This window comes from Endozoicomonas sp., assembly GCF_051008435.1.
In the GTDB taxonomy this organism is placed as follows: Bacteria; Pseudomonadota; Gammaproteobacteria; order Pseudomonadales; family Endozoicomonadaceae; genus Endozoicomonas_A.
Map to the genome: position 1 here is coordinate 1 of NZ_JBPCXO010000125.1, position 22,880 is coordinate 22,880.

General features: G+C 47.9%; 23 protein-coding genes and 1 pseudogene. 15 read left to right on the forward strand and 9 right to left on the reverse strand.

Going from position 1 to position 22,880, the window contains the following annotated elements; all coding sequences use genetic code 11:
* Window positions 1-62: 62 nt before the first annotated feature.
* On the reverse strand, window positions 63-410 hold the full coding sequence (locus ACR2PX_RS05770) for a hypothetical protein (protein WP_433998413.1): 348 nt from the start codon (window positions 408-410) through the stop codon (window positions 63-65).
* Window positions 411-635: 225 nt separating this feature from the next.
* Here ACR2PX_RS05770 and ACR2PX_RS05775 point away from each other — a divergent pair, with 225 nt between their 5' ends.
* From ACR2PX_RS05775 to ACR2PX_RS05785, 3 genes are all read left to right on the forward strand, one after another.
* Window positions 636-1,109 carry a TlpA family protein disulfide reductase gene (locus tag ACR2PX_RS05775; RefSeq protein ID WP_433998414.1) on the forward strand — a complete coding sequence of 158 codons (474 nt, stop codon included), beginning with the start codon at window positions 636-638 and terminating at the stop codon, window positions 1,107-1,109.
* Entirely contained in the window at window positions 1,102-1,374 is a 273-nt protein-coding gene (locus ACR2PX_RS05780; RefSeq protein ID WP_433998415.1) for an acylphosphatase, read from the forward strand. The genes ACR2PX_RS05775 and ACR2PX_RS05780 overlap by 8 nt, the downstream gene beginning before the upstream one ends.
* Window positions 1,375-1,459: 85 nt before the next feature.
* Window positions 1,460-2,413, forward strand: coding sequence for a methyltransferase domain-containing protein (locus ACR2PX_RS05785; protein WP_433998416.1), 954 nt, complete (start codon window positions 1,460-1,462; stop codon window positions 2,411-2,413).
* 75 nt (window positions 2,414-2,488) lie between these two features.
* On the opposite strand, the gene ACR2PX_RS05790 is transcribed toward ACR2PX_RS05785, so the two are convergent.
* The gene (locus ACR2PX_RS05790; RefSeq protein WP_433998417.1) at window positions 2,489-3,040 is read right to left on the reverse strand and encodes a lytic transglycosylase domain-containing protein; all 552 of its coding nucleotides are present in this window, start codon (window positions 3,038-3,040) and stop codon (window positions 2,489-2,491) included.
* A 52-nt stretch (window positions 3,041-3,092) separates the two neighbouring features.
* A complete protein-coding gene (locus ACR2PX_RS05795) occupies window positions 3,093-4,808 on the reverse strand; it encodes a proline--tRNA ligase (protein ID WP_433998434.1) in 1,716 nt (571 codons plus the stop codon).
* A gap of 158 nt (window positions 4,809-4,966) precedes the next feature.
* Between ACR2PX_RS05795 and ACR2PX_RS05800 the strand changes: the two genes are divergently transcribed.
* Both ACR2PX_RS05800 and ACR2PX_RS05805 read left to right on the forward strand, forming a co-directional pair.
* Complete coding sequence (locus ACR2PX_RS05800) at window positions 4,967-5,383, forward strand: HIT domain-containing protein (protein ID WP_433998418.1); 417 nt, start codon at window positions 4,967-4,969, stop codon at window positions 5,381-5,383.
* A gap of 14 nt (window positions 5,384-5,397) precedes the next feature.
* Entirely contained in the window at window positions 5,398-5,601 is a 204-nt protein-coding gene (locus ACR2PX_RS05805) for a SlyX family protein (protein ID WP_433998419.1), read from the forward strand.
* A gap of 58 nt (window positions 5,602-5,659) precedes the next feature.
* Here the strand turns inward: ACR2PX_RS05805 and ACR2PX_RS05810 are convergent, their stop codons facing one another.
* Window positions 5,660-6,016, reverse strand: a complete 357-nt coding sequence (locus tag ACR2PX_RS05810; protein ID WP_433998435.1) for a cold-shock protein — start codon at window positions 6,014-6,016, stop codon at window positions 5,660-5,662.
* 785 nt (window positions 6,017-6,801) lie between these two features.
* Here ACR2PX_RS05810 and ACR2PX_RS05815 point away from each other — a divergent pair.
* Complete coding sequence (locus ACR2PX_RS05815) at window positions 6,802-7,143, forward strand: HU family DNA-binding protein (protein ID WP_433998420.1); 342 nt, start codon at window positions 6,802-6,804, stop codon at window positions 7,141-7,143.
* Between the two features lie 178 nt (window positions 7,144-7,321).
* On the opposite strand, the gene ACR2PX_RS05820 is transcribed toward ACR2PX_RS05815, so the two are convergent.
* Window positions 7,322-8,557 (reverse strand): OprD family outer membrane porin, encoded by a 1,236-nt coding sequence (locus ACR2PX_RS05820; RefSeq protein WP_433998421.1) that lies wholly within the window; start codon window positions 8,555-8,557, stop codon window positions 7,322-7,324.
* A gap of 242 nt (window positions 8,558-8,799) precedes the next feature.
* On the reverse strand, window positions 8,800-10,269 hold the full coding sequence (locus ACR2PX_RS05825; RefSeq protein ID WP_433998422.1) for an OprD family outer membrane porin: 1,470 nt from the start codon (window positions 10,267-10,269) through the stop codon (window positions 8,800-8,802).
* 301 nt (window positions 10,270-10,570) lie between these two features.
* Here ACR2PX_RS05825 and ACR2PX_RS05830 point away from each other — a divergent pair, with 301 nt between their 5' ends.
* The 5 genes from ACR2PX_RS05830 to ACR2PX_RS05850 all read left to right on the forward strand — a co-directional run bounded on the left by ACR2PX_RS05830 (window position 10,571) and on the right by ACR2PX_RS05850 (window position 15,804).
* A complete protein-coding gene (locus tag ACR2PX_RS05830; protein WP_433998423.1) occupies window positions 10,571-11,056 on the forward strand; it encodes a SycD/LcrH family type III secretion system chaperone in 486 nt (161 codons plus the stop codon).
* Window positions 11,057-11,058: 2 nt separating this feature from the next.
* A complete protein-coding gene (locus ACR2PX_RS05835; RefSeq protein WP_433998424.1) occupies window positions 11,059-12,555 on the forward strand; it encodes a hypothetical protein in 1,497 nt (498 codons plus the stop codon).
* Window positions 12,556-12,731: 176 nt separating this feature from the next.
* Entirely contained in the window at window positions 12,732-13,001 is a 270-nt protein-coding gene (locus ACR2PX_RS05840) for an FmdB family zinc ribbon protein (RefSeq protein WP_433998425.1), read from the forward strand.
* A gap of 122 nt (window positions 13,002-13,123) precedes the next feature.
* Complete coding sequence (aspS, locus tag ACR2PX_RS05845) at window positions 13,124-14,905, forward strand: aspartate--tRNA ligase (protein WP_433998426.1); 1,782 nt, start codon at window positions 13,124-13,126, stop codon at window positions 14,903-14,905.
* Between the two features lie 152 nt (window positions 14,906-15,057).
* Window positions 15,058-15,804, forward strand: coding sequence for a YebC/PmpR family DNA-binding transcriptional regulator (locus ACR2PX_RS05850; RefSeq protein ID WP_433998427.1), 747 nt, complete (start codon window positions 15,058-15,060; stop codon window positions 15,802-15,804).
* Window positions 15,805-16,169: 365 nt separating this feature from the next.
* Here the strand turns inward: ACR2PX_RS05850 and ACR2PX_RS05855 are convergent, their stop codons facing one another.
* The 3 genes from ACR2PX_RS05855 to ACR2PX_RS05865 form a co-directional block, all read right to left on the reverse strand.
* The gene (locus ACR2PX_RS05855) at window positions 16,170-16,835 is read right to left on the reverse strand and encodes an amino acid ABC transporter permease (protein ID WP_433998428.1); all 666 of its coding nucleotides are present in this window, start codon (window positions 16,833-16,835) and stop codon (window positions 16,170-16,172) included.
* Between the two features lie 157 nt (window positions 16,836-16,992).
* Window positions 16,993-17,799 (reverse strand): amino acid ABC transporter substrate-binding protein, encoded by an 807-nt coding sequence (locus ACR2PX_RS05860; protein WP_433998429.1) that lies wholly within the window; start codon window positions 17,797-17,799, stop codon window positions 16,993-16,995.
* Window positions 17,800-18,037: 238 nt separating this feature from the next.
* Window positions 18,038-19,120, reverse strand: coding sequence for a methyltransferase (locus ACR2PX_RS05865; RefSeq protein ID WP_433998430.1), 1,083 nt, complete (start codon window positions 19,118-19,120; stop codon window positions 18,038-18,040).
* A 228-nt stretch (window positions 19,121-19,348) separates the two neighbouring features.
* Here ACR2PX_RS05865 and yciA point away from each other — a divergent pair, with 228 nt between their 5' ends.
* The 4 genes and pseudogenes from yciA to ACR2PX_RS05885 all read left to right on the forward strand — a co-directional run.
* Window positions 19,349-19,732 carry an acyl-CoA thioester hydrolase YciA gene (gene yciA / locus ACR2PX_RS05870; RefSeq protein WP_433998431.1) on the forward strand — a complete coding sequence of 128 codons (384 nt, stop codon included), beginning with the start codon at window positions 19,349-19,351 and terminating at the stop codon, window positions 19,730-19,732.
* A 10-nt stretch (window positions 19,733-19,742) separates the two neighbouring features.
* On the forward strand, window positions 19,743-20,366 hold the full coding sequence (udk, locus tag ACR2PX_RS05875; RefSeq protein WP_433998432.1) for a uridine kinase: 624 nt from the start codon (window positions 19,743-19,745) through the stop codon (window positions 20,364-20,366).
* Between the two features lie 342 nt (window positions 20,367-20,708).
* Entirely contained in the window at window positions 20,709-21,746 is a 1,038-nt protein-coding gene (locus tag ACR2PX_RS05880; RefSeq protein WP_433998433.1) for a GMP reductase, read from the forward strand.
* A gap of 831 nt (window positions 21,747-22,577) precedes the next feature.
* Window positions 22,578-22,880: pseudogene (locus ACR2PX_RS05885) on the forward strand (hypothetical protein); the annotation flags it as partial.

Below are 22,880 nucleotides of genomic sequence, written 5' to 3' on the forward strand. Positions count from 1 at the left end.
TCCGGTTTGAGACAGTTTTTATGATTATTTGAGGCGAATAGCGAGCTATTCAACGAAAAGAATCATAGAAAATGGCCAAATCCGGCTTTTTCGCAGTAGGTCAGTGGTAAGTCCGACAGGCTCCTAGGTTCAAACTGGAACAGTGCATATTCAGACGCCGCATAAAATGCGGTGAGAATCAGGCCGAAATAGAGAACCCCAGCGCCAAAGTAGGCGAAGAAGGAAACGACACTGGAAAGGATGTCGGCCAGTTCCCGTGTTTCAAAGCAACGCTTTGCCAACTTCCAGGCCAGCTCATAGGTCAGCTCATAGGTCAGCTCATAGGTCAGCAATAATGCTGATGCTATCAGGATAAAAATGCCGACCAGGTACTCCGAGTACTCTGCCCACTCAATGACTGAAAAATCCATGTAATCACCTCACTGCTATTAAGTGACAATTTCTAAATGGTCCATAATGAGACAAAAATGTATCAAAATGAGGGTGGGTAGTACAAGCAGATTCTTGGTTTTCGGCAAGAGATTACAGAAGGGTTTCCTAAACGGATTTTCTCGCCATTTCATGCAAGGCCTTCGGCGACTTTGTGACGCATTCCGGCTAGAATCAGAGCAACCTTGTTACAGGATCTGTTGGCTATGCGACTACTTTTCTCCCGCCTGTTTCCGCTGGTATTGATGACTCTTTTTCTGTCTGCCTGCTCAAAGCCGGATTTGACTGATACTCAAGGAAAAGATGTTTATCTCAAGGATGGTAAAGGGCAGTGGACAGCTATCAATATTTGGGCTCAATGGTGTGATCCCTGTCGAGAAGAAATCCCGGAGCTGAACGCTTTGGCAAGTGCCGGAAGCATTCGGGTTCTTGGGTATGATTTTGATAACAGTGAGGGTGAAGAACTCGTCAATAAAGCCAAAAAGCTGGGTATACAGTTTTCTGTTATCACGGAAAGTCCATTAGCGCTACTGGAAACCAAAACCCCTCAGGTTTTGCCTGCGACAATGATTGTTAATCCGCAAGGAAAGCTGATAGAAGTATTATACGGACCTCAGACTAGGGATAGCCTGGAAAAGAAAATTCAGGCATTGAAGAACAAGGTGGGCGCAAATGGCTAATCAATGCAGGCGAGCACTGATTGAAGGGAGGGTACAGGGCGTCTGGTATCGTGGCTCGACCCAGCAGGAAGCCATAAAGTTAGGGGTTACCGGCTGGGCTAAAAATCTGCCAGATGGGCGAGTTGAAGTTTTAATGTGTGGTGAAGGGGAAGCTCTGGACAAGCTGGAAAACTGGCTTCATAAAGGCCCACCTCTGGCAAGAGTGACCGATGTTAGCGTTTCTGTTGAGCCTGAGCAGGAGTTTGCTGAGTTTTCCACGGGCTAAGCTATTTCTTAATCCAAGTTAACATTCTCATGATTTTTCCTCTGGATTCAATGTTGATCTGGCCGAAACAGCCTTGAGCAACAAAATGATTTTCTTGATAAATGACATTGAATCCAGATTGAGTGATGAAATGGCTAATCCAGAAGAATTGAAGAAATTGTATGATCAGGGCAAAAACATCTCAGCTCACTTGAGGGAAGTAAAAGGGCTGACGAAGAATACTTCAGACATTATTGAACAATCCTATGACCTGCAGTCCGGCAGCTACTCTTCTGCCATGGACAGTCAATCCATGCAAAAACACAAACAGGCGTATTCTGCTGAGGTTGCCGATGTCATTCGATCTGTATGCAATCCTCAGACTGTCCTGGAGGCAGGGGTAGGAGAGGCAACGACTCTTTCGGGTGTAATCGCAGGTCTTGGTGATCAACCTGACTTTTATGGTTTTGATTTGTGTTGGTCAAGGGTGGCTTATGCCAGGAAATGGCTTCAGTCCAATCAGCACAATGGAGTCCAGCTTTGTATGGGGGATCTTTTTCAGATTCCTTTAGCAGACGACTCTGTTGATGTTGTTTATACCTCGCACTCAATCGAGCCTAATGGTGGTAAAGAGTTGCCTCTTTTGGCAGAGCTTTATCGAGTGGCAAAGAAGTATTTGATTTTGATTGAGCCAGGTTATGAACTGGCTTCTTCTGAAGCCAGAGAAAGAATGGAGCAGCATGGTTACTGTCAGAATCTGGTGGGCTTTTCTGAAGATCTGGGCTATGAGGTTCTTGACCACTGGATGCTGGGTGCGGTGGCCAATCCAATGAATCCATCCGCCGTTACCATTATCAGAAAAAATGGGGAACATCATCAAGCTGGCTTGACCTGGGTGTGCCCAAAGTACAAAACAGCCCTTCTGAAAAAGGGAAATGTGTTGTTCAGTAAAAGCTCACCTTTGGTTTATCCCATTATTGGAGGTGTTCCCTGTTTGAGAGAAGAGCAGGGGGTTCTGGCTGGTAAATTCCAGGAGTTCATGGATCAACAAGGCCCGTGAACAGGTGAGTGCTGTTTATTATAAGTCTTTCGCAGTTGGTTTTATTCAGCCGAGGCTTCAGCTTTGAGATGATTCTCAATCATTTCGCCAGTGGCGGTCCCAGTTTTTATACACTCGCTCCGGGTACCAGGTTTTGCCAAGACTCCCGTTATAGCGAGCCAGAGCCCGGGTGAGATTGCCTTTTTCTTTTTCCAGGTAATAACTGAGAATATGACTGCCATACTTCAGGTTGGTTTCAATGTCGGTCAGGTTGTCTTGTGGGCGACCAATGACGTCTTTCCAGAACGGCATTATCTGCATCAAACCCTGAGCTCCGGCAGAAGAAACGGCAAATCGGTCAAAGGATGACTCGGTTTGAATCAGTGCCAATACCAGTTCAGGGGAGAGTTTGGCGTCAGTTGCCTTCTTGTGGATTTTCTTTAGCAGCTCCAGGCGCTGGCGCGGATCCTGGTGTTTCATAAAGGGCTTCAGCCGGTTGGACATATCGACCAGCCAGACTTCAGCCTCGAAACGATCGAAGAAGCTCTCAGTGGTGCTGAGAGCTTCTTCCAGATAGATGCGCAGCCCTTCATCCACTTTCTGCTGACTCCAGCCTGTGACTGGAGAAAGCAGTAGTGTGAGAGCCAAGCCTTTTATCAGGCTGTTTTTATTGTAAAACGACGGCCGTTTAATAAATCGTTCAGGCCAGACGTTCTTTGAGAAAGTCCGAAATTTCACTGAGTGCCACGTCTTCGCGATCTGCTGCCCTGCGGTATTTGTATTCTACCTGACCGTTTGCCAGTCCTCTATCACTCAGGACTACCCGATGTGGAATACCAATCAGTTCCATGTCGGCAAATTTGACGCCCGGGCTGGCCTTGCGGTCATCAAGAAGAACATCGTAGCCGGCTTCGGTCAGTTCCTTATAAAGGTTTTCGGCGGCTTCGCGAACAGCTTCAGATTTCTCAATCTTGAGGCCGACAATGGCGATCTGGAAAGGTGCAATGCTTTCTGGCCAGATAATTCCGCGATCATCATGATTCTGTTCAATGGCAGCAGCCACTACTCGGGAAACGCCCAGTCCATAACAACCCATTGCCATGGTGACGGCTTTACCGTTTTCATTAAGAACGGTAGCGTTCATGGATTCGGAGTATTTTGTGCCCAGCTGGAAGATGTGTCCGACTTCGATGCCGCGTTTGATTTCCAGTTTGCCTTGACCGCATGGGCTGGAGTCACCTTCAACGATGTTTCTCAAGTCAGCAACGTTGTCGAAGGACGCATCTCTTTCCCAGTTGATACCAAAATGATGTTTGCCATCAATGTTGGCACCTGCGCCGAAATCAGACATTACGGCAACAGCTCGATCAACAATGCAGGGGATTTTGATACCTACAGGGCCAAGAGAGCCTGGACCGGCACCCATAACGGACTTAATGTCTTCTTCTGATGCAAAGCACAGAGGAGCGGCGACTTCAGGCAGTTTTTCGGCCTTAATTTCATTGAGCTCGTGATCACAGCGTACTATCAGGGCTACGAAATCAGCTTCTGCGTCTTCGTCTGCAACAACAATCAGGGTTTTGACAGTTTTCTCAACAGCCAGGTCGAATTGTTCAACCAGAGTTGCAATGGTTTTTGCCTCGGGAGTGTCTACCAGTCGCATCTCTTCAGACGGGGCCGCTCTTTCATGAGCGGGTGCGAGGGCTTCTGCTTTTTCAATGTTGGCAGCGTATTCACTCTGATTGCTGAATACGATGGCATCTTCTCCCGACTCAGCCAGAACATGAATTTCGTGGGAAGCGCTGCCGCCGATGGAGCCTGTATCCGCTTCAACTGCTCTAAAATTCAGGCCCAGACGGGTGAAAATGCGATTGTAAGTGTCGTGCATGTTTTCATATTCACGAGACAGGCATTCGTCATTGGAATGAAATGAATAAGCATCTTTCATGATGAACTCACGACCACGCATCAGGCCAAAGCGAGGGCGGATTTCATCACGGAACTTAGTTTGGATCTGGTAGAGGTTCGTGGGCAGCTGTTTGTAGCTGCTGATGGTGTCACGAACCATATCAGTGATGACTTCTTCGTGGGTGGGGCCGATGACGAAGTCGCGCTGGTGGCGGTCTTTGAATCTGAGCAGCTCAGGGCCAAACTGATCCCAGCGGCCGGTTTCTTGCCAGAGTTCAGCAGGTTGCACGGCCGGCAACAGAACTTCCTGCGCGCCAGAGCGGTTCATCTCTTCACGAACAATGTTCTCTACCTTCTGGAGAACACGCAGACCCATGGGCATCCAGCTGTAGAGACCAGAAGCCAGTTTGCGGATCATGCCTGCTCGCAGCATCAGCTGATGGCTGATGACTACGGCGTCGGAGGGTGTTTCCTTGAGGGTTGAGATCAAGGATTGACTAGTACGCATGTGCTCAGTTATCCGATTATCAAAACGCAAAGGCAGCATTTTACTACGGTTGTGCTGATACGTCATGGCTGCTGAGTCAATCATGGTCGAATTTCACCAGCAGGTTAGCTATAGTGCTGCGAATTATTTCTGGCAACTCGGCTAAATCGGAGTAAATTATGAGCGAATTTCAGCTGGATAACCGACTGGATGAGGATTGCTTTGTCATGGGGGACTTGCCTCTCTGCCGAGTTTTGCTGATGAATGATTCTCAGTACCCTTGGTTTATTTTGGTGCCCAGGGTGGCTGGGGTTCATGAAGTGTTTCATCTTGATGAAGAGCAGCAATTGCAGATGGCTTGTGAATCCTCGTTGACTGCGGCCATTCTGAATGATGTATTTGAGGCGGAGAAGATGAATGTAGCTGCTCTGGGTAATGTTGTTAAGCAGCTGCATGTCCATCATATTGTGCGATATGAAAGTGATGCTGCCTGGCCAAATCCGGTTTGGGGCAGGTTGCCAGCTAAACCTTATGACAAGGATCAGGTCAGTGAGATCAAAAAGAAGCTGGAATCACTGTTCAGTTGTTTTGAGTGAGTGGAGTGCAGGAAATGAATGATGAACTGATTGAACTGCAAACCCAGGTCAGCTTCCAGGAAGATACGGTCGCTCAGCTTAATGAAGTGGTGACGCGGCAGCAGCAGGAAATTGACAGTTTGAAGCAGGAAATGATTCAGCTGAAAAAACAGTTAAGCTCTGTGGCTAACTCGCAGTTGGAAGAGCCGGAGGAAAATGCGCCTCCTCCTCATTATTGATTGGGAATAGTCTAATTGAGCGGGGCCTGTGAGCCCCGTTCTGTTATTGATTTGGTCTTCAGTGGCCTCTTGGGGCAGCGATAACGTCTTCTGCCTGTAGTCCCTTGTCTTTTTCTACCACGATAAATTCAACCCGTTGTCCTTCAGACAGAGTCCGGTGTCCTTCTCCCCGAATCGCACGATAGTGGACAAAGACATCTTCACCGATATCCCGGGTAATAAAGCCAAAGCCTTTTGAAACGTTAAACCATTTGACGGTGCCCGTTTCTCTATCGGAGTCACTCACTTCAATTGTGGTAGTAGAGCCCAGGGATTTCAGGTTGATAGCAACGTGAAGCAGAACACCCGCAACAATAAGCAGGGAAGACAACTGTCCTGGCTCAAAACCAATCTCGGGTGTTTGGTGGGAGAACATGACCCAGCCGCTGAGGGCGGTGGCTGCAATCAGCATGACCGAAGCCAGTGTCTGAACGTAGGATTTCTTGCAGCGATAAACTGTCAGGTAGCAGCCGAGGCAGAGGTGGATCAGAGCTGCGGTCAGTAACAGCATGGTCGCAGAGGCAATAGCCAGGGCTCCACCCAGCAGCACATTGAGGATGGACCCTTCCACAATCAATGCTGCCAGTGAAAGGATGCCTAGGATCATGTGGATTAATTTAAGATGTTTCAAGTACTGAGTCCTTTTGGTTGTTATGAGTGTGACTGAAAAATACGTGAGTATCCGGCATTACTGCATTAAAAAGCGCCTTACCCGGGTAAACATCAAAAAGCTCTTTACCGCCCGCTTATAACGAAATGACTGCCTCCCGAAATAATGGGAATGCTGGCAAACCTGTACTGCAGCCATTTCGGAGTGTGTAAAACAGGGCAATAAAAAACCACAGCGTAACACTGCTGTAAGGATTAATGTAACGCCATTGAGCTTCTATCTCAAACTCTTTCTATACGCCGTATATAAAGGGCTACAGCAATGCATAAAGGTGCAAAAAAAGACTACCACTGTAAAAAATCACTTGTTATAGTGATTTTAGATGTTTCAAAAGTCTGGTTTTACAGGCTCTGTGAGGTCAGGGAAGTTTAATGTCCGGTTTTTTTACCGGCTAACCTCTTGAAGCATTGAATCAGCCTGGTGAAGTGGCAGATCACAATCCGCAGGTGCGGAAAGTAATTTACAGGGAAAACCATCAGGAGAGTAAAAGTATGGCAGCGAAGAAAGCCGCAGCTATCAAGGATAGGTACAGTAAAACCCAGATTCTTGCTGATATTTCAGAAAGTACCGGTTTGAGTCGGAAAGAAGTGGGAGCTGTATTAGAAGAGTTGGGAATACTGGTTGAGCGTCATATCAAGAAGCGGGGTTGTGGCGAGTTCACTCTTCCGGGACTGCTCAAGATTGTGACCAGGAAAAAACCAGCTCAAAAAGCCAAAAAGGGAGTGCCCAATCCATTCAAGCCTGGTGAGTTGATGGATGTGCCTGCTAAACCAGCCAGTATACAGGTGAAGGTTCGTCCTTTGAAAAAGCTCAAGGAGTATGCCACTACGTGATGTAGTTGGCGTTGGTTCTCTGAGTTTTTTGGAGTTCATCATGGGAGGCATATAGCCTCCCTTTTTCATGTCTGAAAGATTTGTAGGTTAGCTGTAACTGCTGGGTATTCCGGTATTCAGACAACAAAAAGCTCTCGCAGTGCGAGAGCTTTTTGTTTAGCTAAGTATCAGAAGCGATTTAGAATACTGCTACTTCGTACTTAATGATGACACGAGTGTCAGTTCTAACCAGGTCTTTGGTATTACTGGCATCATAATCAGTGGTGTTTTTGGCGTATCTCAGGCGAGCAGACAGTCCTTCAACCTGAGGAATGGAGTAGTTGATGTCCAGGTTGTATTCGGTTTCGTCCTGAGGTTTGGTTTCGCCCATAACGTAAATGCCTTCAACGCTCAGACCCTCAACCATTTCGTTAAAGTCGTAACCAGCATTGAAGCCCCAGGCTTTCTGACCATTACTGTTGAAGTCAGAAATCTGGATGGAGTTGTAGCCGAAGTAGCCGTTATCGTCGTCGTTAACGTTTCCTTCAGCTGTTTGCCAGCCAATGCCAAACTCTCCAAGGTCAGTGCTTTCAACTTTGGTGTAAGCTACACCGAAACTGGCTTTACCAACGTCTGCAGAGACTTTTAGACCGTATGCGTATTGGCTTTTATCACCGGAAGCTGGTTTTGCAGCACCTGTTTTGGTCAGGTTGGCATATTGGCCAGCAAAGCCTAGGTCGATACCTTCTATCGCGGTTGAGAAAGTTGCTTCGGTGAGATACTTCTTAGCGAAGTCGCTTTGAGTTGCATAATCAGCGCTAAGGCTCAAGCCGTTTCCAAAGTCATATGCGCCACCAATCAACTTGACTGCTTGGCTATCTCCATCAGCTTCGTAATCAACGAAGCCAGATTCCGTTCTGCCGTTAGCTTTTTTGACCCAAGCAGTGTGAGCAGAAGCTCCACCGTAGTTAATGTCTGCATAAAGACCTTCACTAAGGCTAGGTAATACGCGGCTGTCAGAGTCATTCAGCAAGGGAGTATCAATAAACATGCGGCCGTACTTAGCTACGCCCATATCCGCCAAATTGAATTTGATGGCGTAAGCAGTTTTTCCGTAGCTGTGGGACTCGCCTTTACTATCGACTTTTAATAGACCAGGTTCCAAATCTGCATGAGAAGCTCCCAGTTTTAGAGAGTAATAAGCGCTGAAGTCCAAGCCCACGATGTTTTCAAAGTAGCCAGAGGTAAAGTCTGCGCGGATACCCTGAGCCCACTGTGAAGTGGAATCATCGTTAGTACCATCATCCTGACCTTTGGTCATATGATAGTTGCGCAGTTCCAGGTTCAGGCTTGAGTCGTCCAGGAAGGCGTTAGCCTGAGCAGAGGTCACCATAAAGATGGCAGCACTCAGGGCACTAATCTGTGCGAGTTTCATTATTGCAGCTCCTTGCTGTATTTAGATGTGTGTTCTGGCCCTGGTTTCATCATCCATGTACTGCTTGGACGGAATGTACAGCGAAACCTCCCCATAGGGCTAAAGGAGATTTTTATACAATCCTGAACAGGATGCAACAGGGTTTACAGAAATATGACATCTTTTGGTGCAAGTGGTTTTTTGGTGCAAGTAGTTGGCAGACAGGGCATCCATGCCCATGGAGTTATCCTGCAGGACTGCCCTTAAAAGACGCTGACTGTATAATCGACGTAGAGACGAAGATCAGTCATGCCTTCGTATTCATAACCATCTTTATCTTGATTTTTGATCTCGCTGATTTCTTTATCACCTTTGTGCTGTGCATAGAGGAAAGTGACACTCAAACCTTTAAGTTCTTTTTGCTGGAAAGAGTAACCCAGGGCTACGTTATGCTCACTTTCTTTATATTTGTCGCGGAATTCGGTCAGGTTGTTGGCTTCGATATCGGAACCTTGTGTAAAGGTGTAACCCATGGTCAGGCCCGGTAACCCAAGGTTGTCAAAGCTGTATTGAATACCCGCCTGCCAGACGCGTTCGCCGTTATAGTTGAAGTCTGAGATCTGGCGTTTGGTCCAGTAACCCAAATCATCATAATCGTGACCGGACTCATAGGCCAGATGATAGTCAAAGTAGCCCAGTCCTTCCTTTTTCTCCGCATTGATCTGACTGTAGGAGGCGCTGACAGAGACCATGTCGTAGGTCAGTTTGGCATTCAGGTTATAGAGGTTAGCGTCCTTGTCAAAGCCGCCGTAGGTGTTACCGTCTGACTTCCATTTGTCACCGTTTTCCTTACCTTTATAGAATTGCCCCTCCAGCAACAGGGAAGTTTCTTCAGCCAGCAGGAAGGTGTAATTCAGGTTGCCATGATAAAGCTTCAGATAGGAATCACTTTCGGCATAGGCTAGGTCGCCTCCCAGACCTGATTCATGATCATAAGAGCCACCGACTGTGTATATGTAATCAACCTTGGTGTGTTCACCGCTGCGCCCATCTTTGCCTGGCTTGGCACTGGTGAAGTCTTCCATTTTATCGTGGTTGTAGAGGGAAACCTGGTCAGTCCAGGCGGCGTAAAGGTCGAAGTCTCCCAGTTTGGCGTCAGCTATAGCTCCTCTGAAACTGGTCGGAGTCAGGCGGTGGTATGTCTTCATCAAGGGCTTTTCAATGGAGATCCAGCCAGCATGGGCATGAACATTGTGCTGATCATCGCCGGCAAAGCCTTTGATGTTTGCCAGGCCGACCTTGCCATAGCTGCTTTGATCTGCCAGGTATTCCTGCTTGGTCGGGTCATAAACAGGAATGCCCTGCTTCAGTATGGTGGTGCCATACCGATCCTTATCGCCGAGCAACTTAAGGCCACCATATAAAGAAAAGTCAAAGCCAACACCTGCTTCCGCTGAGCCCAGATACGCAGACTCGAAATTCACTTCCAGACCCTGTCCCCAAGCCAGCTGCCTATCATGGTTTTTAACCACTCGATCATTGTTCTTGGCGTCTTCGTAATCCGGCTGTTTGAAATCCTTGAGCTGACGATCTTGATAATAATTGCGTAGTTTCAGAGACAGTGTGTTGTCACTGGGATGTTCTGATTGGGGTGACTGATCGGCTAGTGCACCAGTTGATACAGATGCAATAAAAACAGCAGTACTTGTCGCAGTTAAAACGGCAAGTTTCATTGGGGTGGACTCCTGTGCTCCCGGGCAGGTTGTGTGTTTCTTGCCTGTAGGAGAACCCCAGCGGGAATAGTCCCAAAGGTTTTGAAACCTGATGTTATTAAGCCCGGTTTATTTGATTGAGTGTTTAGGCAACATGAGTCTTTGAGTAAAACAGTGATCTGGTATTTTGCAAATTACCTTAATGAATAAGAATTACTTCTATTAATTTCTTTTTATTAGACCAACAAGACTAATGAATGAATGGCAGAAAAAAACGAGTGTTTATAATGAATTGAGATCATTTGTTTTTCAGGGACGAATTATGAGCAGCTTGCAGCAAAGTGCTGAAGCAGGAAAGGACCTCTGGCTTGCTTATTTAAAGCGGGGTGGGACCATCCGTGAATTAAGAGGGCTGGATCAGGATCAGATGGAAGCCATCTACCAGCTTGGATTCAGTCATTTCAGTATTGGTCACTACGCTGAGGCTCTTAAAGTCTTTCGTTATCTGGCGCTCCTGGATCATCACAGCCCTCGTTATTATCTGGGCATTGGATTGGCTCTGCATCATTTAAATCAGGATGCTGCGGCAATACCTGCTCTTAATTATGCTGAAAAGCTGGATAACAAAGATCCTCGCCCTTCAATTTGTATGACAGAGTGTTTTATTCGTCTTAAGAACCGCAAATTGGCGGTTAAAGCTTTGAGTCATGCGGCAAAAATTCTTAAATCCTCTAAAGGGTGGGAAGAAGAGCGAAAGCAGGCCAGACAATTAAAACACTATTTGATTGAACCTTCAGGGAGGAAGTGAATATGGACCCAGTTGATCCCAATTCAGGTGTATCCCAGACCCCTGCACAGCAAAGTGGGGGTATACCACAAACCACTTCTCAAGATCAGGTTAGTCAGGGGTTTAGCAGTACTAACTCGGTTTCCAGCTCTGAAAATAGTGATACAGGTCAGACCGTAGAAGTAAGTCCTGATCAGCCAGGGACCAGTAATGCCGATAGTCGGGATTTTTTGCAGAGGACATTCGATGCCAAACTGGATGGTTTCAGAGCTGCTGTGCATGAATTCAATCGACGCTTTAATGCCCAGGATATAGATATCAATGACACCCAGTCACTCATTCTGATTGTGAAAGGGATGATCAGTGATACTCAGGCATTAGTGAGTGCCGTATCTATTGATCAGACCTTCAGTAACCGGACTTACGAGCAAAGCAGGAGGCAGGATAGTGCCAGTGAGGCACGAACCTTGAGAGGCAGTATCCGGACCAGAACGCAGGACCTAACCGAAAAAACGACTCAGCGCGATGCTCGTGCGGGGGATCTGACGAATAAGAACCTCTCCAAAACCCTCAAAGAGCATGAATTGGCCGATGCCCAGTCCAGTCACTCTCCGGAAAACGACAACAGTGAAGAGATTACCCGGCTGACGACTGAAATCACGTTACTCGAGCATGAAATAGCGGGTATTACCACTGAAATCACTAATCTTAATCAGCAAATACAGGCTCTGGAGGCCAGCAATACTACGGATAATGCAGCATTGCTCAGAGCTAATAAGCAACTGAATTCAGTGACGGAAGAGTTTGTCCGTGTGAATAGCCTGCTGGGCAGGATTCGTCAGAGGTTTGATCCTGCAGCGCTTGAAACAGGTGAGGAAGGTGTTCAGATAGTCAAAGAGCTAGAGCAGATAGTACAAAAAGAACAGGTCAGAGAATCAAGGAAGAGGTTGCAGAACAAAGATGAAGTCATGTCTCTGGATAAGCAACACCGACGAGATGATATAAAAGTGGCGGATGAGCGTATAGCACTTGAAGAGGGGGTGGATCAGTATCTAAGCGCAGAAGACTTTGAAACCCTGCGTCTCGTCTTCTCGCCTTCAGATCCAGCGGAGCTTAGAAGTGCTACTCAGCGCCTTGATGCCCAGTCGGAAGCCGAAAATTATCCGGCTGCAGAAGAGGGGTTCGCTATTGCGCTGAATAGTGCGCCTTCAGATAAAGCTCTGGAAGATGCTGCAAATCCTGCAGCAGAGACTCACCGGGGTGACAACCTCAGCTTTGAAGGAGCCAGCAGTCCCCAGGTTTTTGCCCGTCTCTGGATAGAAGCCAAGCTGGAGGAAGGGGAAGATACCCAGGACGTGAAAGAAGATCATCTGGATGAAGTGGCTGAAAATACCGAGTCCCAGCGCAAGAGTGTTGCAGAGCACCTGCAGGATTTTGAGTCCATTCCTCTGGAGGTGGCGGAATCTCTTGAAAAACAGCAGGAAGCCGCTCTTCAGATCAGTAAAAACAATCGAGTTTAAGCAATAGGGGGAGCGCTGCTCTCCCTTCCTTCCTCATATCTGCCATTGCAATCAAAAACTTCCGTAATAATATTGCCCATTCTTGCATCTTGGGGTTGACACTATCTGGTGAAAATCAAGGGTTCAGGTATAATGCACCACTTTTGACAGTGGCAAGCGAAGGATAGACAGATTCAATGCCGATCTACGAATATCAGTGCGGAAGTTGCGGTGATGTGCAGGAAGTGATTCAGAAGTTCAGCGATGGGCCTCTGACCGACTGTGGTGCCTGCGGTGAACCTGAATTGAAAAAACTGTTGAGTGCCCCTGCCTTCAGGTTGAAAGGCGGTGGCTGGTACGAGACAGACTTCAAAGGTGGCAATAAAAAGAATCTGTCCTCCAATGATAATCAGGGTCCTGCCAAGGGCACGAATAATGCCAGTGGTTCAGCAGCCACCAGTGAATAACCCGGCCTTTTGAGAACTAAAGCTCTATTTTGAGCGGCATTCTCATTGCCATGAATTCAGGCACAGAATTTCAGATAATTCTGTGCTGGAACCAGAATAGCCCCCCAGTTTCGAGGTATGTTATGCGCAGCCATTATTGCGGCGAACTGAATCTCTCCCATGACGGGCAGGAGGTTACCCTGTGTGGATGGGTACACCGCCGTCGCGACCATGGTGGTGTGATCTTCCTGGATATGCGTGACCGTGAAGGAATCGCCCAGATCGTTATTGATCCTGACACCGAAGAGGCTTTTGCCCTGGCCGATAGAGCACGCAGTGAATATGTGCTTAAAATCACCGGTTTTGTTCGCCCTCGTCCAGAAGGGACCGTGAACAAAAACATGGGTACGGGTGAGATTGAAGTACTGGGTAAGCAGGTTGAAATCCTGAACGAAGCCCAGACACCTCCTTTCCAGATCGAAGGTTACACCGATGTCGGCGAAGAAGTTCGTCTGAAAAACCGTGTGATCGACCTGCGTCGTCCGGAAATGCAGGAAAAAATGATCCTTCGCAGCAAGCTGACCAGTGCGGTTCGCAGCTACATGGATGAGCGGGGTTATCTGGATGTAGAAACTCCGGTTCTGACTCGTGCTACTCCGGAAGGTGCCCGTGATTATCTGGTGCCAAGCCGTACTCACGAAGGCAAATTTTTTGCTCTGCCTCAGTCTCCTCAGCTCTTCAAACAGATGCTGATGGTGGCGGGTTTTGACCGTTACTACCAGGTCGTTAAATGTTTCCGTGATGAAGACCTGCGTGCTGACCGTCAGCCTGAATTCACCCAGATTGATATCGAGACCTCCTTTCAGGACGAGTCCCAGATCATGGGGATGGCTGAAGATCTGGTTAAAACTACTTTCAAAAAGGTGGGCAGTGTCGAGCTGGGCGAATTCCCACACATGACCTTTGCTGAAGCCATGAACCGTTACGGTTCTGACAAGCCGGATCTGCGTATCCCGCTGGAACTGGTTGACGTGGCTGACTTGATGGCAGGTGTTGAATTCAAGGTATTCAAAGGCCCAGCTGAAGATCCGAAAGGTCGTGTAGCGGCTCTGAAAGTATCGGGTGGTGCTGAACTGTCCCGTAAGCAGATTGATGAATACACCAAGTTTGTCAGCATTTACGGTGCCAAAGGTCTGGCCTGGATCAAGGTCAACGCCATCGAAAACGGCGCTAACGGTCTGCAGTCTCCGATCATCAAGTTCCTGGGCGACGATGTCACCATGAAGATCATGGAGCGTCTGGACGCGAAGAATGGCGACATCGTCTTCTTCGGTGCAGATAAAGAGAAGGTTGTTAATGAGGCTCTGGGTGCCTTGCGTTGCAAGATTGGTGCTGACCTGAATCTGTACACTGCAGAATGGGCTCCACTGTGGATTGTTGACTTCCCGATGTTTGAAGAAACTGACAACGGCGAACTGACGGCTCTTCATCACCCATTTACTGCGCCAACCAGTACCCCTGAAGAACTGGAAGCCAACCCCACTGAAGCGCTGTCCCGTGCTTATGACATGATCATCAATGGCTATGAAGTGGGTGGTGGTTCTGTTCGTATTCACAATGAAGCCATGCAGCAGACGGTATTCCGGGTCCTGAAAATTGAGGAAGAAGAGCAGCAAGAGAAGTTTGGCTTCCTGCTGGATGCACTGAAGTACGGTGCGCCTCCTCATGGTGGCCTGGCGTTTGGTCTGGATCGTCTGGTTATGCTGCTGTGCGGTACCGATAACATTCGTGACGTTATTGCCTTCCCGAAAACCCAGTCTGCAGCTTGTCTGTTGACTCAGGCTCCTGGGGATGTTGAAGCGACCCAGTTGCGGGATCTGAACATCCGTATTCGTCGTGATCCGGCTTCTGCTACCAGTCATTAAGTGTTAGTAGGCAGTTAACCGCTAATAGTTAATCGTCGTAAGCTGGAAACGATCTTTCACACCGTTTGATGATGAAAGATCTTTCAAGATAAATCCCAGAGGGCCGGTTTAAGATCGGCCTTCTGATGAAAAAAAGATAAAGGGTATTTTCTATGGCAGGTCATAGTAAATGGGCCAATATCAAGCACCGCAAAGCAGCTCAGGATGCCAAGCGGGGTAAGGTCTTCACCAAGATCATTCGTGAACTGGTGGTGGCTGCCAAGCAGGGTGGCGGTAATATAGAGGATAATCCCAAGCTGCGTGCTGTGGTAGACAAAGCGCTGGGTGCGAACATGACTCGTGACACCATCAATCGTGCCATTGCACGAGGCGCCGGTGGTGATGACGATTCCAACATGGAAGAAGTCACCTACGAAGGTTACGGTGCTGGTGGTATTGCTGTTCTGGTTGAATGCCTGACAGACAATCGTAACCGTACTGTTGCTGAAGTACGTCACGCATTTTCCAAGCACGGTGGCAATCTGGGTACCGATGGCTCAGTGGCTTATCTCTTTGAAAGAAAGGGACAAATCTTCTTCGAACCGGGTCTGGATGAAGATACGGTGATGGAAGCTGCATTGGAAGCTGGCGCCGAAGATGTTGTGACTAACGACGATGGCTCCATCGAAGTGGTGACAGAATGGACCGAGTTTCTGTCTGTTAAAGAAGCCATTGAGTCTGCAGGTCTGACACCAGCCGGTGGTGAAGTCGCTATGATTGCCTCCACTCAGACAGAGCTGGATAAAGATGGCGCAGAAAAAATTATGAAGCTGGTGGATCGTCTGGAAGATCTGGACGACGTGCAGAACGTTTACAGCAATGCGGATATTTCTGCCGAAGTGATGGAACAGCTGGATTAAGCTTTTCCATCATTGATTCTGAAAGGCCCCGATGACGAAAGTGTTGGGGCTTTTTTAGTTTGTTTTCCCTTTCCTGCTGAAGTGCTCAGCCACTTCCCTGAATACCTGCGTATCTCAAAGCAGAACTCACTCAGAAACACTATTAAAGTGACGTCAATGCTTGGCTAACTCGAAGATAACAATCACTCAGCTTTACATCGACTAGGAGTCTGTCGGACTTAGCCGACCGTAGCGAGAAAAAGTCCGGTTTGAGACAGTTTTTATGATTATTTGAGGCGAATAGCGAGCTATTCAACGAAAAGAATCATAGAAAATGGCCAAATCCGGCTTTTTCGCAGTAGGTCAGCGGTAAGTCCGACAGGCTCCTAGAGGTAGGCTCTATTCAAGCGAGCTTCAGCCCACTTCTGGAACCAGGTGCATACCATCACTACCAGCCAGTAGATCAGTGCCACGCTCAGGTAACTTTCGAAGAATCTGAAACTGCTGGCCGCCTCCATCTGGGCACGCGCCATTATCTCTACAACCCCCAGTGTAAAGGCAAGGGAGGTACTCTTGAGCAGATCGATCGCATTGTTCATCAAAGCTGGAAAAGCCACTCTCACCGCCTGAGGAAGAATGATTCTTCGCATCCCCTGGGCCCGGGTCATACCCACACTCAAAGCGGCCTCCATTTGTCCGGAATGGATGCTGATAATTGCCGCTCTCATGCTCTCTGACATATAGGCTGCAAAGTGCAATCCAAGGCCAATAATCACTGCCACAATGGCCGGCATACCTGCCAAAGCAGGAATGACCTGAGGCAAACCATAGTAAAACAGGAAGAGCTGAACCAGCAGAGGAGACCCTCTGAAGAAAGAAATATACAGGTCAGCCACATGGTGAAGGTGAAGAGGCCGGGTAATTTTCACCAGGGCCAGAACCAGACCCAGAGATAATGACAGAACCAGGCCACCCAGTGTCATGTATAAGGTGGTGTCCAGACTCATGGCAACCGTCGGTAACATCCCGATGGTGTATTCGAAATCAATCATTCAAGTGCCTGTAACTACGATGGAATAGAACAGCCCCGGGTAAAGTAAGCCTTGCTCGTTATCCTGCAACACAACATTATCAGGAGACAGGACTGCCCCGTTTTTCATGGTAAGAAAAACGGGGCAGTATTCCAAAGAACCGTGATGGATGAAAGGTTTAACCCGCAGGTTTGGCCGTGATGTCACCACCAAACCACTTACTGGAAATAGTGGCCAGTGTTCCATCTTCACGCATGGCATCCAGAGCCGCATTGACTTGATCCCTCAGAGCCTGGCCTTTTTCATCTTTGATAAAAGGCATGGCATTCTTCAGAATTTCAATAGGCTGTCCCGCTAATTTAAGAGGCAGTTCAGACTTGTCAATCAGAGCCATGACACTGACACGATCCATAACAAAAGCATCGGAACGCTTAAGCACGACATCCTGTTCAATGCCCGTATCATAGGTCACCACATTGATTTTCTTTTCAGGATCATTCTGACGCAGAATGGCTTCGAAGTTAGAACCCAGGTTCACAGCCACTTTCTTACCAGCCAGATCATCCACCGACTGGATTTCATTGTTATCTTGATGCACGGCAATCTGAGCACCGTCATAAACGTATGGCTCGGAGAAAGCATAACGCTCAGCACGAGCATCAGTTAAAGTGATCTGGTTGGAGATGGTATTCAACTGCCCTGCTTCCAGCATGCCAAACAGGCCTGAGAAGGGTGCAGTCACAAACTCAACATTTTGATTCAGGCGACTACCAATCTCATTCCAGAGATCCACTTCAAAGCCTTTCAGTTCACCTTGCTCCATGAAGGTAAACGGATAATAAGTGCCAGACATTCCGACTTTAACGACAGACGTCTTTGATTCGTCTTGAGTCTGTGCTGATTTTTCATCAGAGCAGCCGGCCAGCATCACAGACGTAGCCAGAATGGCAGTAGTTATGGTTTTTTTGAATGTAAGACCGAACATGAGGTACTCCTGAAAACAACTATGGGCATAGGGTTGCAACCTTTATTCACACAAAAGAAATCCGTTGTGTTGATTGCCGGCCCAAAATCAGGATCGCAGATTATCAGTCTTACCACTTATAACTTAAATATTCTTTTAAACACTTTTTATTCTTAAAAGTTATATAAAACGATTCACAAGGCTTGTAGCCAGTCCCTGGCTCAGGAAGTCACTTTCGTTATGAAATATCCGGGCTGGATCAGCGCTTGAATGCCTGGTAGATCGAAAAACCTTTTTTTACGACAAGTGTTTTACAATCACCAAAAGCCTGTTTGATGATGGGCTCATAGCGTAGAAAACTGTTAGCTACGATTCGAAGCTCACCTCCTTTCCTGAGGCGTTGAGCCGATTCGGCAAGAAACTGTTCGGTCACCGCGTAGTGGGTTTTTACTCCCTGATGGAAAGGAGGATTGGAAACGATCAGGTCAAACTCACCACTGACTTCAGATAAACCATCGCTGGCTACCACATTAAAGTTCTGCACATTATTTTCCTGCAGAGTACGAGTAGAGCTTTCCAATGCCAATGCATCTGAATCCACCAGCGTGAAATGAGCATCAGGGTTCAATTGCCCAAGAAATCCTGCAACAACTCCGGCACCACAGCCAAAATCAAGCACGCGTCCGGTATCAAAAGTATCAAAAGTATCAAAAGTATCAAAAGTATCCAAAAGCACAGCCGTGCCCACATCTACACGCCCATGACTGAACACACCAGGCAGTGAAAACAATGGCATGGGTGTGCCCCGAACCTGCAACTCGTAAGCACTGTAATATTCCGACTTTGAGAATTCAGTGTTATTGCTCAATGACTCTGAAGCTTCAATCAAACTGCAGTGTCGGGCATTATCCATGTTTTTGACCGCAGCAAAATTCTGCTTCAGACGTTTGCGCCAGGACTTAATACCTTCACTGTTCTCTCCCACCAGCCATACGACAGTATCCTCTTTCAATAAGGAGGCGATCATGGCCAGCCAGAAGTCCATCAACGGTTTACTCTTCTGCAGGAAAATCAGCACGCCATCCCATTGCTTATCCAGGGACTCAATCTCTGATCCATATTGAAGAGTCAGCTGACTCTCTTCAGACCAGTCATTCTTAATGGCTGTGTAGACAGAAAAATCACGAGTAAGCCCATACACCTCTTCAGCAATATTTTCCTGAAGAAGCTCTCTTCCCAGTCCATCAGCGGGCATACCCAGCACAAGCAACTGATTGCAGCTCAGCCATTCACAGTTACGAATCACCAGCTGGCTTGGGTTTGAGAGAACTCGAGCGCTCATAAAATCCTTCAATCAAAAAATAAATTCACGGCCCAGCAATGGATGTCTGTTCCGACCTGAAATCAGCAGGTTCTTATACCGAAATCACAAGGTATTGCAAAGCAAGTTTGAATAATATTCTATTAAATTCCCTTGTGCGCACAATTTTTCTGAAACTACCGATTTACATGGGCTCCCATCACTTTTAGGATTCGCGCCAGTATTTTTCGTGCTTACTGGAGACCCCTCATGCTCGAGCCACGAGGCGAGCTGGTACTGAGAACCCTCGCAATGCCCGCTGATACCAACCCCAATGGTGATATTTTCGGTGGCTGGCTGTTGTCACAAATGGATATTGCTGGCGGTATTGCCGCCAAGCAGAGAAGCCACAGTCGCATTTCTACCGTAGCCATTGAATCTATGTCTTTTCACCATCCGGTGAATGTTGGTGATGTGGTCTGTTGTTATGCTGAAATCATGCACGTTGGCACCACGTCTATGCGGATCAAGCTGGAGGTCTGGATCACGATCATGCCTTTCAATCAGCAACGCATCAAAGTAACGGAAGGCATCTTTACTTACGTAGCGATTGACGAACAGGGTCGCCCCCAACCTGTGGATAGAGATGAATAACGGGATATAAATGATGAAACAAAAAACCATCCTGGTCGGCATTGCCGGCGCTTCTGCTTCCGGTAAAAGTCTGCTGGCCAACACACTGGTCGAAGAACTTCAGTCGGAACACGTTTGTGTCATCTCTGAAGATTCTTATTACAAGGATCAGACTCATATGACCATGGAACAGCGGGTTCAAACCAACTACGATCACCCTGAGTCCATGGACCATGATCTGATGCTGGAGCACATGCAGCTGCTGAAAGAGGGTCAGGCGGTCGATGTGCCTCTGTATGATTACACTGAGCATAACCGCAAGCAGGAAACCCGAAGCGTTCTGCCTGCCCGCGTTATTCTGATCGAAGGTATTCTGCTGTTTACCCGCCCGGAAATTCGCGAGACCTTTGATCTCCGCTTCTATATGGATACGCCACTGGACATTTGTCTGATCAGACGAATGAAACGAGATATTATTGAGCGGGGTCGCGATGTTGACTCAGTCATCAAACAGTATCTGGAAACGGTTCGCCCAATGTTTCTTCAGTTCATTGAACCTGCACGCCAGCATGCCGACCTTATCATTCCTCATGGTGGTAAAAACAGAATAGCCATCGACCTGATCAAGACCAAGATTCAGGATCTGATCGACTGATTCATCGCTGACTGATTCCAATGCCTTGCTTCTGACTCTGCTATTTTATAAAGCAGATTTTGATTTCAGACAGGGCATTGCCCCTCTGGCAACATCTTCGGGTGAGCTTGCCCAAACGGCGAAAACACGTTTCGGAAAATCAACCTTTGACCTGAATACCTGTTTTTGTATAATCGACCGGTATAAGCGTCGAAAGTGCGCGCGCTTTCCGGGTCAAAGCTATCTTTTATGAAACAGTCCTCATAGGTAGCCTCCAAAATCCTGCCGCTTGTACACTCTCCCTTGTCATTAACCTGTCGAAGACTAAGTCTTTAACCTGTAAAAAGGTCTAACGGGAAAGTTATGCGTGTTGAAGCTGATATCAAGCTGGGTTTTAAAGATGTTTTGTTCAGGCCCAAGCGTTCAACCCTGAAGAGCCGCTCCCAGGTAAGCCTGGAACGCACCTTCAAATTTGTTCACACCGATCAGGAGTGGACTGGCGTCCCTGTCATTGCTGCCAATATGGACACAGTGGGCACCTTTTCCATTGCTCTTGCACTGGCCGAACACAAAATGCTGACCGCAGTGCACAAGCACTACACCATTGAAGAATGGAAAGCGTTTCTGGACAGCGCACCTGCAGGTATTGAAAACCACATCATGGTAAGCAGCGGCACCTCTGCAGCTGACTTCACCAAACTCAACGACATCCTTGCACTGGACGACAAACTTCGTTTCATTTGTATCGATGTTGCCAATGGCTACTCTGAACACTTTGTTCAGTACGTCTCCAAAGTTCGTCAACAGCATCCTGACAAAGTGATCATTGCCGGTAACGTTGTGACTGGCGAAATGGTTGAGGAACTGATCCTGAAAGGTGCTGACATCGTCAAAGTAGGCATCGGTCCAGGCTCTGTCTGCACCACTCGAGTCAAAACCGGTGTTGGCTACCCACAACTGTCTGCCACCATTGAGTGTGCCGATGCGGCCCACGGCGTAAGCGGTCAGATCATTTCTGACGGCGGCTGCACCTGTGCTGGTGATGTTTCCAAGGCATTCGGTGGCGGTGCTGACTTTGTTATGATCGGCGGCATGTTCGCGGGTCACGACGAATCAGCGGGTGAAGAAGTCGAGGAAGACGGTCAGAAGTTTAAGCTGTTCTACGGTATGAGCTCTGAGACAGCTATGGATAAACACTCCGGCGGCGTTGCCAACTACCGAGCGTCTGAAGGCAAAACGGTTAAAGTGCCCTATCGCGGTCCGGTTGAGAATACCGTTCAGGACGTTCTGGGAGGGGTTCGCTCCACCTGTACTTACGTAGGTGCAGCGACCTTGAAAGAACTGACCAAGCGAACCACGTTCATTCGCGTACAGGAACAGGAAAACAGGTTTTTTAACTAAATCCTTCCTTCCATGGCCTTTCCCTCCCGGGTAAGGCCATTCCTCTCTTACAATTCATCCGACTGAAAGCTGGGCACTGGCGGAAGACAACGCACTCTATCCGGGTCATAGTCAGGATCGGCTCTGCACTCCATCTGAAAACAACCTGGTTGCTCCGGGGTACACAAATAACAGCAAGGTGGACTCTCAGAGCCGCACAATTCAGTCTCCCCCAGACACTTCACACATTGCCCCTCTTCAACATTACACATTCGCTCTGTATTGGGATTACAGCAATCTGTCGTTTTCTTGCAACCCTTCCCCTCAATGGAACAAGCCGAAGAAAAGCCAATATTCATAAATAGAAAAACAGGTAACCCCATATACCTAAACCGCTTAACCATCTACGACATCCCTATACCCATTGGATTTCAAGATGCTACCAGGCGGCAAGCGAACGAAGCCCCGGGAGCCTACAAACAGTATGTGACTGGGTGGTCCGGCATCCCGGCGAGCGACGACTGCATGGATGCAGGAGGTAGAGCAACGCAGGAGCAGTTGCCGAACTGCTGACAACAACGTAGCATCTTGAAAGCGTCCCAGCCCGCACACGGCCAAACATCTATGAGTAACTTTTTCCTACCAAAGCCTGACGTTTTCTATGATGTTAGGAAGATATACCCGAACCAGAGACCGTAAAGCCACTGGTGCCTTTTGCCCGTTTGAAAGCGTGGTCCGGGAGCTGGCGACCTCATCACTGATGACGCATTAAGCGATCTCGTTCAGAAGAATGCACATTTTCGACAGCCCCACATTCGGATATACCTTCACCCCAAAGTATAAGTGGAAGTCATGCCCCGTCGAACCCAATCAGACAACTGTCGTTCAGATTCTGTCAAAAAGCGCATTGATGGACATCTTGAGACACTTAACCTCTTTGCTGCAGGTATTGATATTGGCTCTGTATCGCATTTTGTCGCTGTACCTAAGGAACTCAGTGACCATCCAGTTCGCGAGCAGTTCGCGAGCAGTTCGCGAGCAGTTCGCGAGTTTTCTTGCTTCACTGCTGATCTGGAGGCAATGGCAGAGTGGCTGGTTAAATCCGGTATTACAACAGCTGTCATGGAATCAACAGGCGTGTACTGGATTCCAGCT

Excerpts from the sequence above, each read along its gene's own strand:
- ACR2PX_RS05810 (WP_433998435.1), bottom strand. The coding sequence starts at position 6,016 with ATGTTCTCCCACCAAACACCCGAGATTGGTTTTGAGCCAGGACAGTTG.
- ACR2PX_RS05850 (WP_433998427.1), top strand. The coding sequence starts at position 15,058 with ATGGCAGGTCATAGTAAATGGGCCAATATCAAGCACCGCAAAGCAGCT.
- ACR2PX_RS05865 (WP_433998430.1), bottom strand. The coding sequence starts at position 19,120 with ATGAGCGCTCGAGTTCTCTCAAACCCAAGCCAGCTGGTGATTCGTAAC.
- ACR2PX_RS05815 (WP_433998420.1), top strand. The coding sequence starts at position 6,802 with ATGGCAGCGAAGAAAGCCGCAGCTATCAAGGATAGGTACAGTAAAACC.
- ACR2PX_RS05880 (WP_433998433.1), top strand. The coding sequence starts at position 20,709 with ATGCGTGTTGAAGCTGATATCAAGCTGGGTTTTAAAGATGTTTTGTTC.
- ACR2PX_RS05795 (WP_433998434.1), bottom strand. The coding sequence starts at position 4,808 with ATGCGTACTAGTCAATCCTTGATCTCAACCCTCAAGGAAACACCCTCC.
- ACR2PX_RS05775 (WP_433998414.1), top strand. The coding sequence starts at position 636 with ATGCGACTACTTTTCTCCCGCCTGTTTCCGCTGGTATTGATGACTCTT.
- ACR2PX_RS05820 (WP_433998421.1), bottom strand. The coding sequence starts at position 8,557 with ATGAAACTCGCACAGATTAGTGCCCTGAGTGCTGCCATCTTTATGGTG.
- yciA (WP_433998431.1), top strand. The coding sequence starts at position 19,349 with ATGCTCGAGCCACGAGGCGAGCTGGTACTGAGAACCCTCGCAATGCCC.
- ACR2PX_RS05805 (WP_433998419.1), top strand. The coding sequence starts at position 5,398 with ATGAATGATGAACTGATTGAACTGCAAACCCAGGTCAGCTTCCAGGAA.
- ACR2PX_RS05785 (WP_433998416.1), top strand. The coding sequence starts at position 1,460 with ATGATTTTCTTGATAAATGACATTGAATCCAGATTGAGTGATGAAATG.
- ACR2PX_RS05770 (WP_433998413.1), bottom strand. The coding sequence starts at position 410 with ATGGATTTTTCAGTCATTGAGTGGGCAGAGTACTCGGAGTACCTGGTC.
- udk (WP_433998432.1), top strand. The coding sequence starts at position 19,743 with ATGATGAAACAAAAAACCATCCTGGTCGGCATTGCCGGCGCTTCTGCT.
- aspS (WP_433998426.1), top strand. The coding sequence starts at position 13,124 with ATGCGCAGCCATTATTGCGGCGAACTGAATCTCTCCCATGACGGGCAG.
- ACR2PX_RS05800 (WP_433998418.1), top strand. The coding sequence starts at position 4,967 with ATGAGCGAATTTCAGCTGGATAACCGACTGGATGAGGATTGCTTTGTC.
- ACR2PX_RS05825 (WP_433998422.1), bottom strand. The coding sequence starts at position 10,269 with ATGAAACTTGCCGTTTTAACTGCGACAAGTACTGCTGTTTTTATTGCA.
- ACR2PX_RS05780 (WP_433998415.1), top strand. The coding sequence starts at position 1,102 with ATGGCTAATCAATGCAGGCGAGCACTGATTGAAGGGAGGGTACAGGGC.
- ACR2PX_RS05860 (WP_433998429.1), bottom strand. The coding sequence starts at position 17,799 with ATGTTCGGTCTTACATTCAAAAAAACCATAACTACTGCCATTCTGGCT.
- ACR2PX_RS05830 (WP_433998423.1), top strand. The coding sequence starts at position 10,571 with ATGAGCAGCTTGCAGCAAAGTGCTGAAGCAGGAAAGGACCTCTGGCTT.
- ACR2PX_RS05855 (WP_433998428.1), bottom strand. The coding sequence starts at position 16,835 with ATGATTGATTTCGAATACACCATCGGGATGTTACCGACGGTTGCCATG.
- ACR2PX_RS05835 (WP_433998424.1), top strand. The coding sequence starts at position 11,059 with ATGGACCCAGTTGATCCCAATTCAGGTGTATCCCAGACCCCTGCACAG.
- ACR2PX_RS05840 (WP_433998425.1), top strand. The coding sequence starts at position 12,732 with ATGCCGATCTACGAATATCAGTGCGGAAGTTGCGGTGATGTGCAGGAA.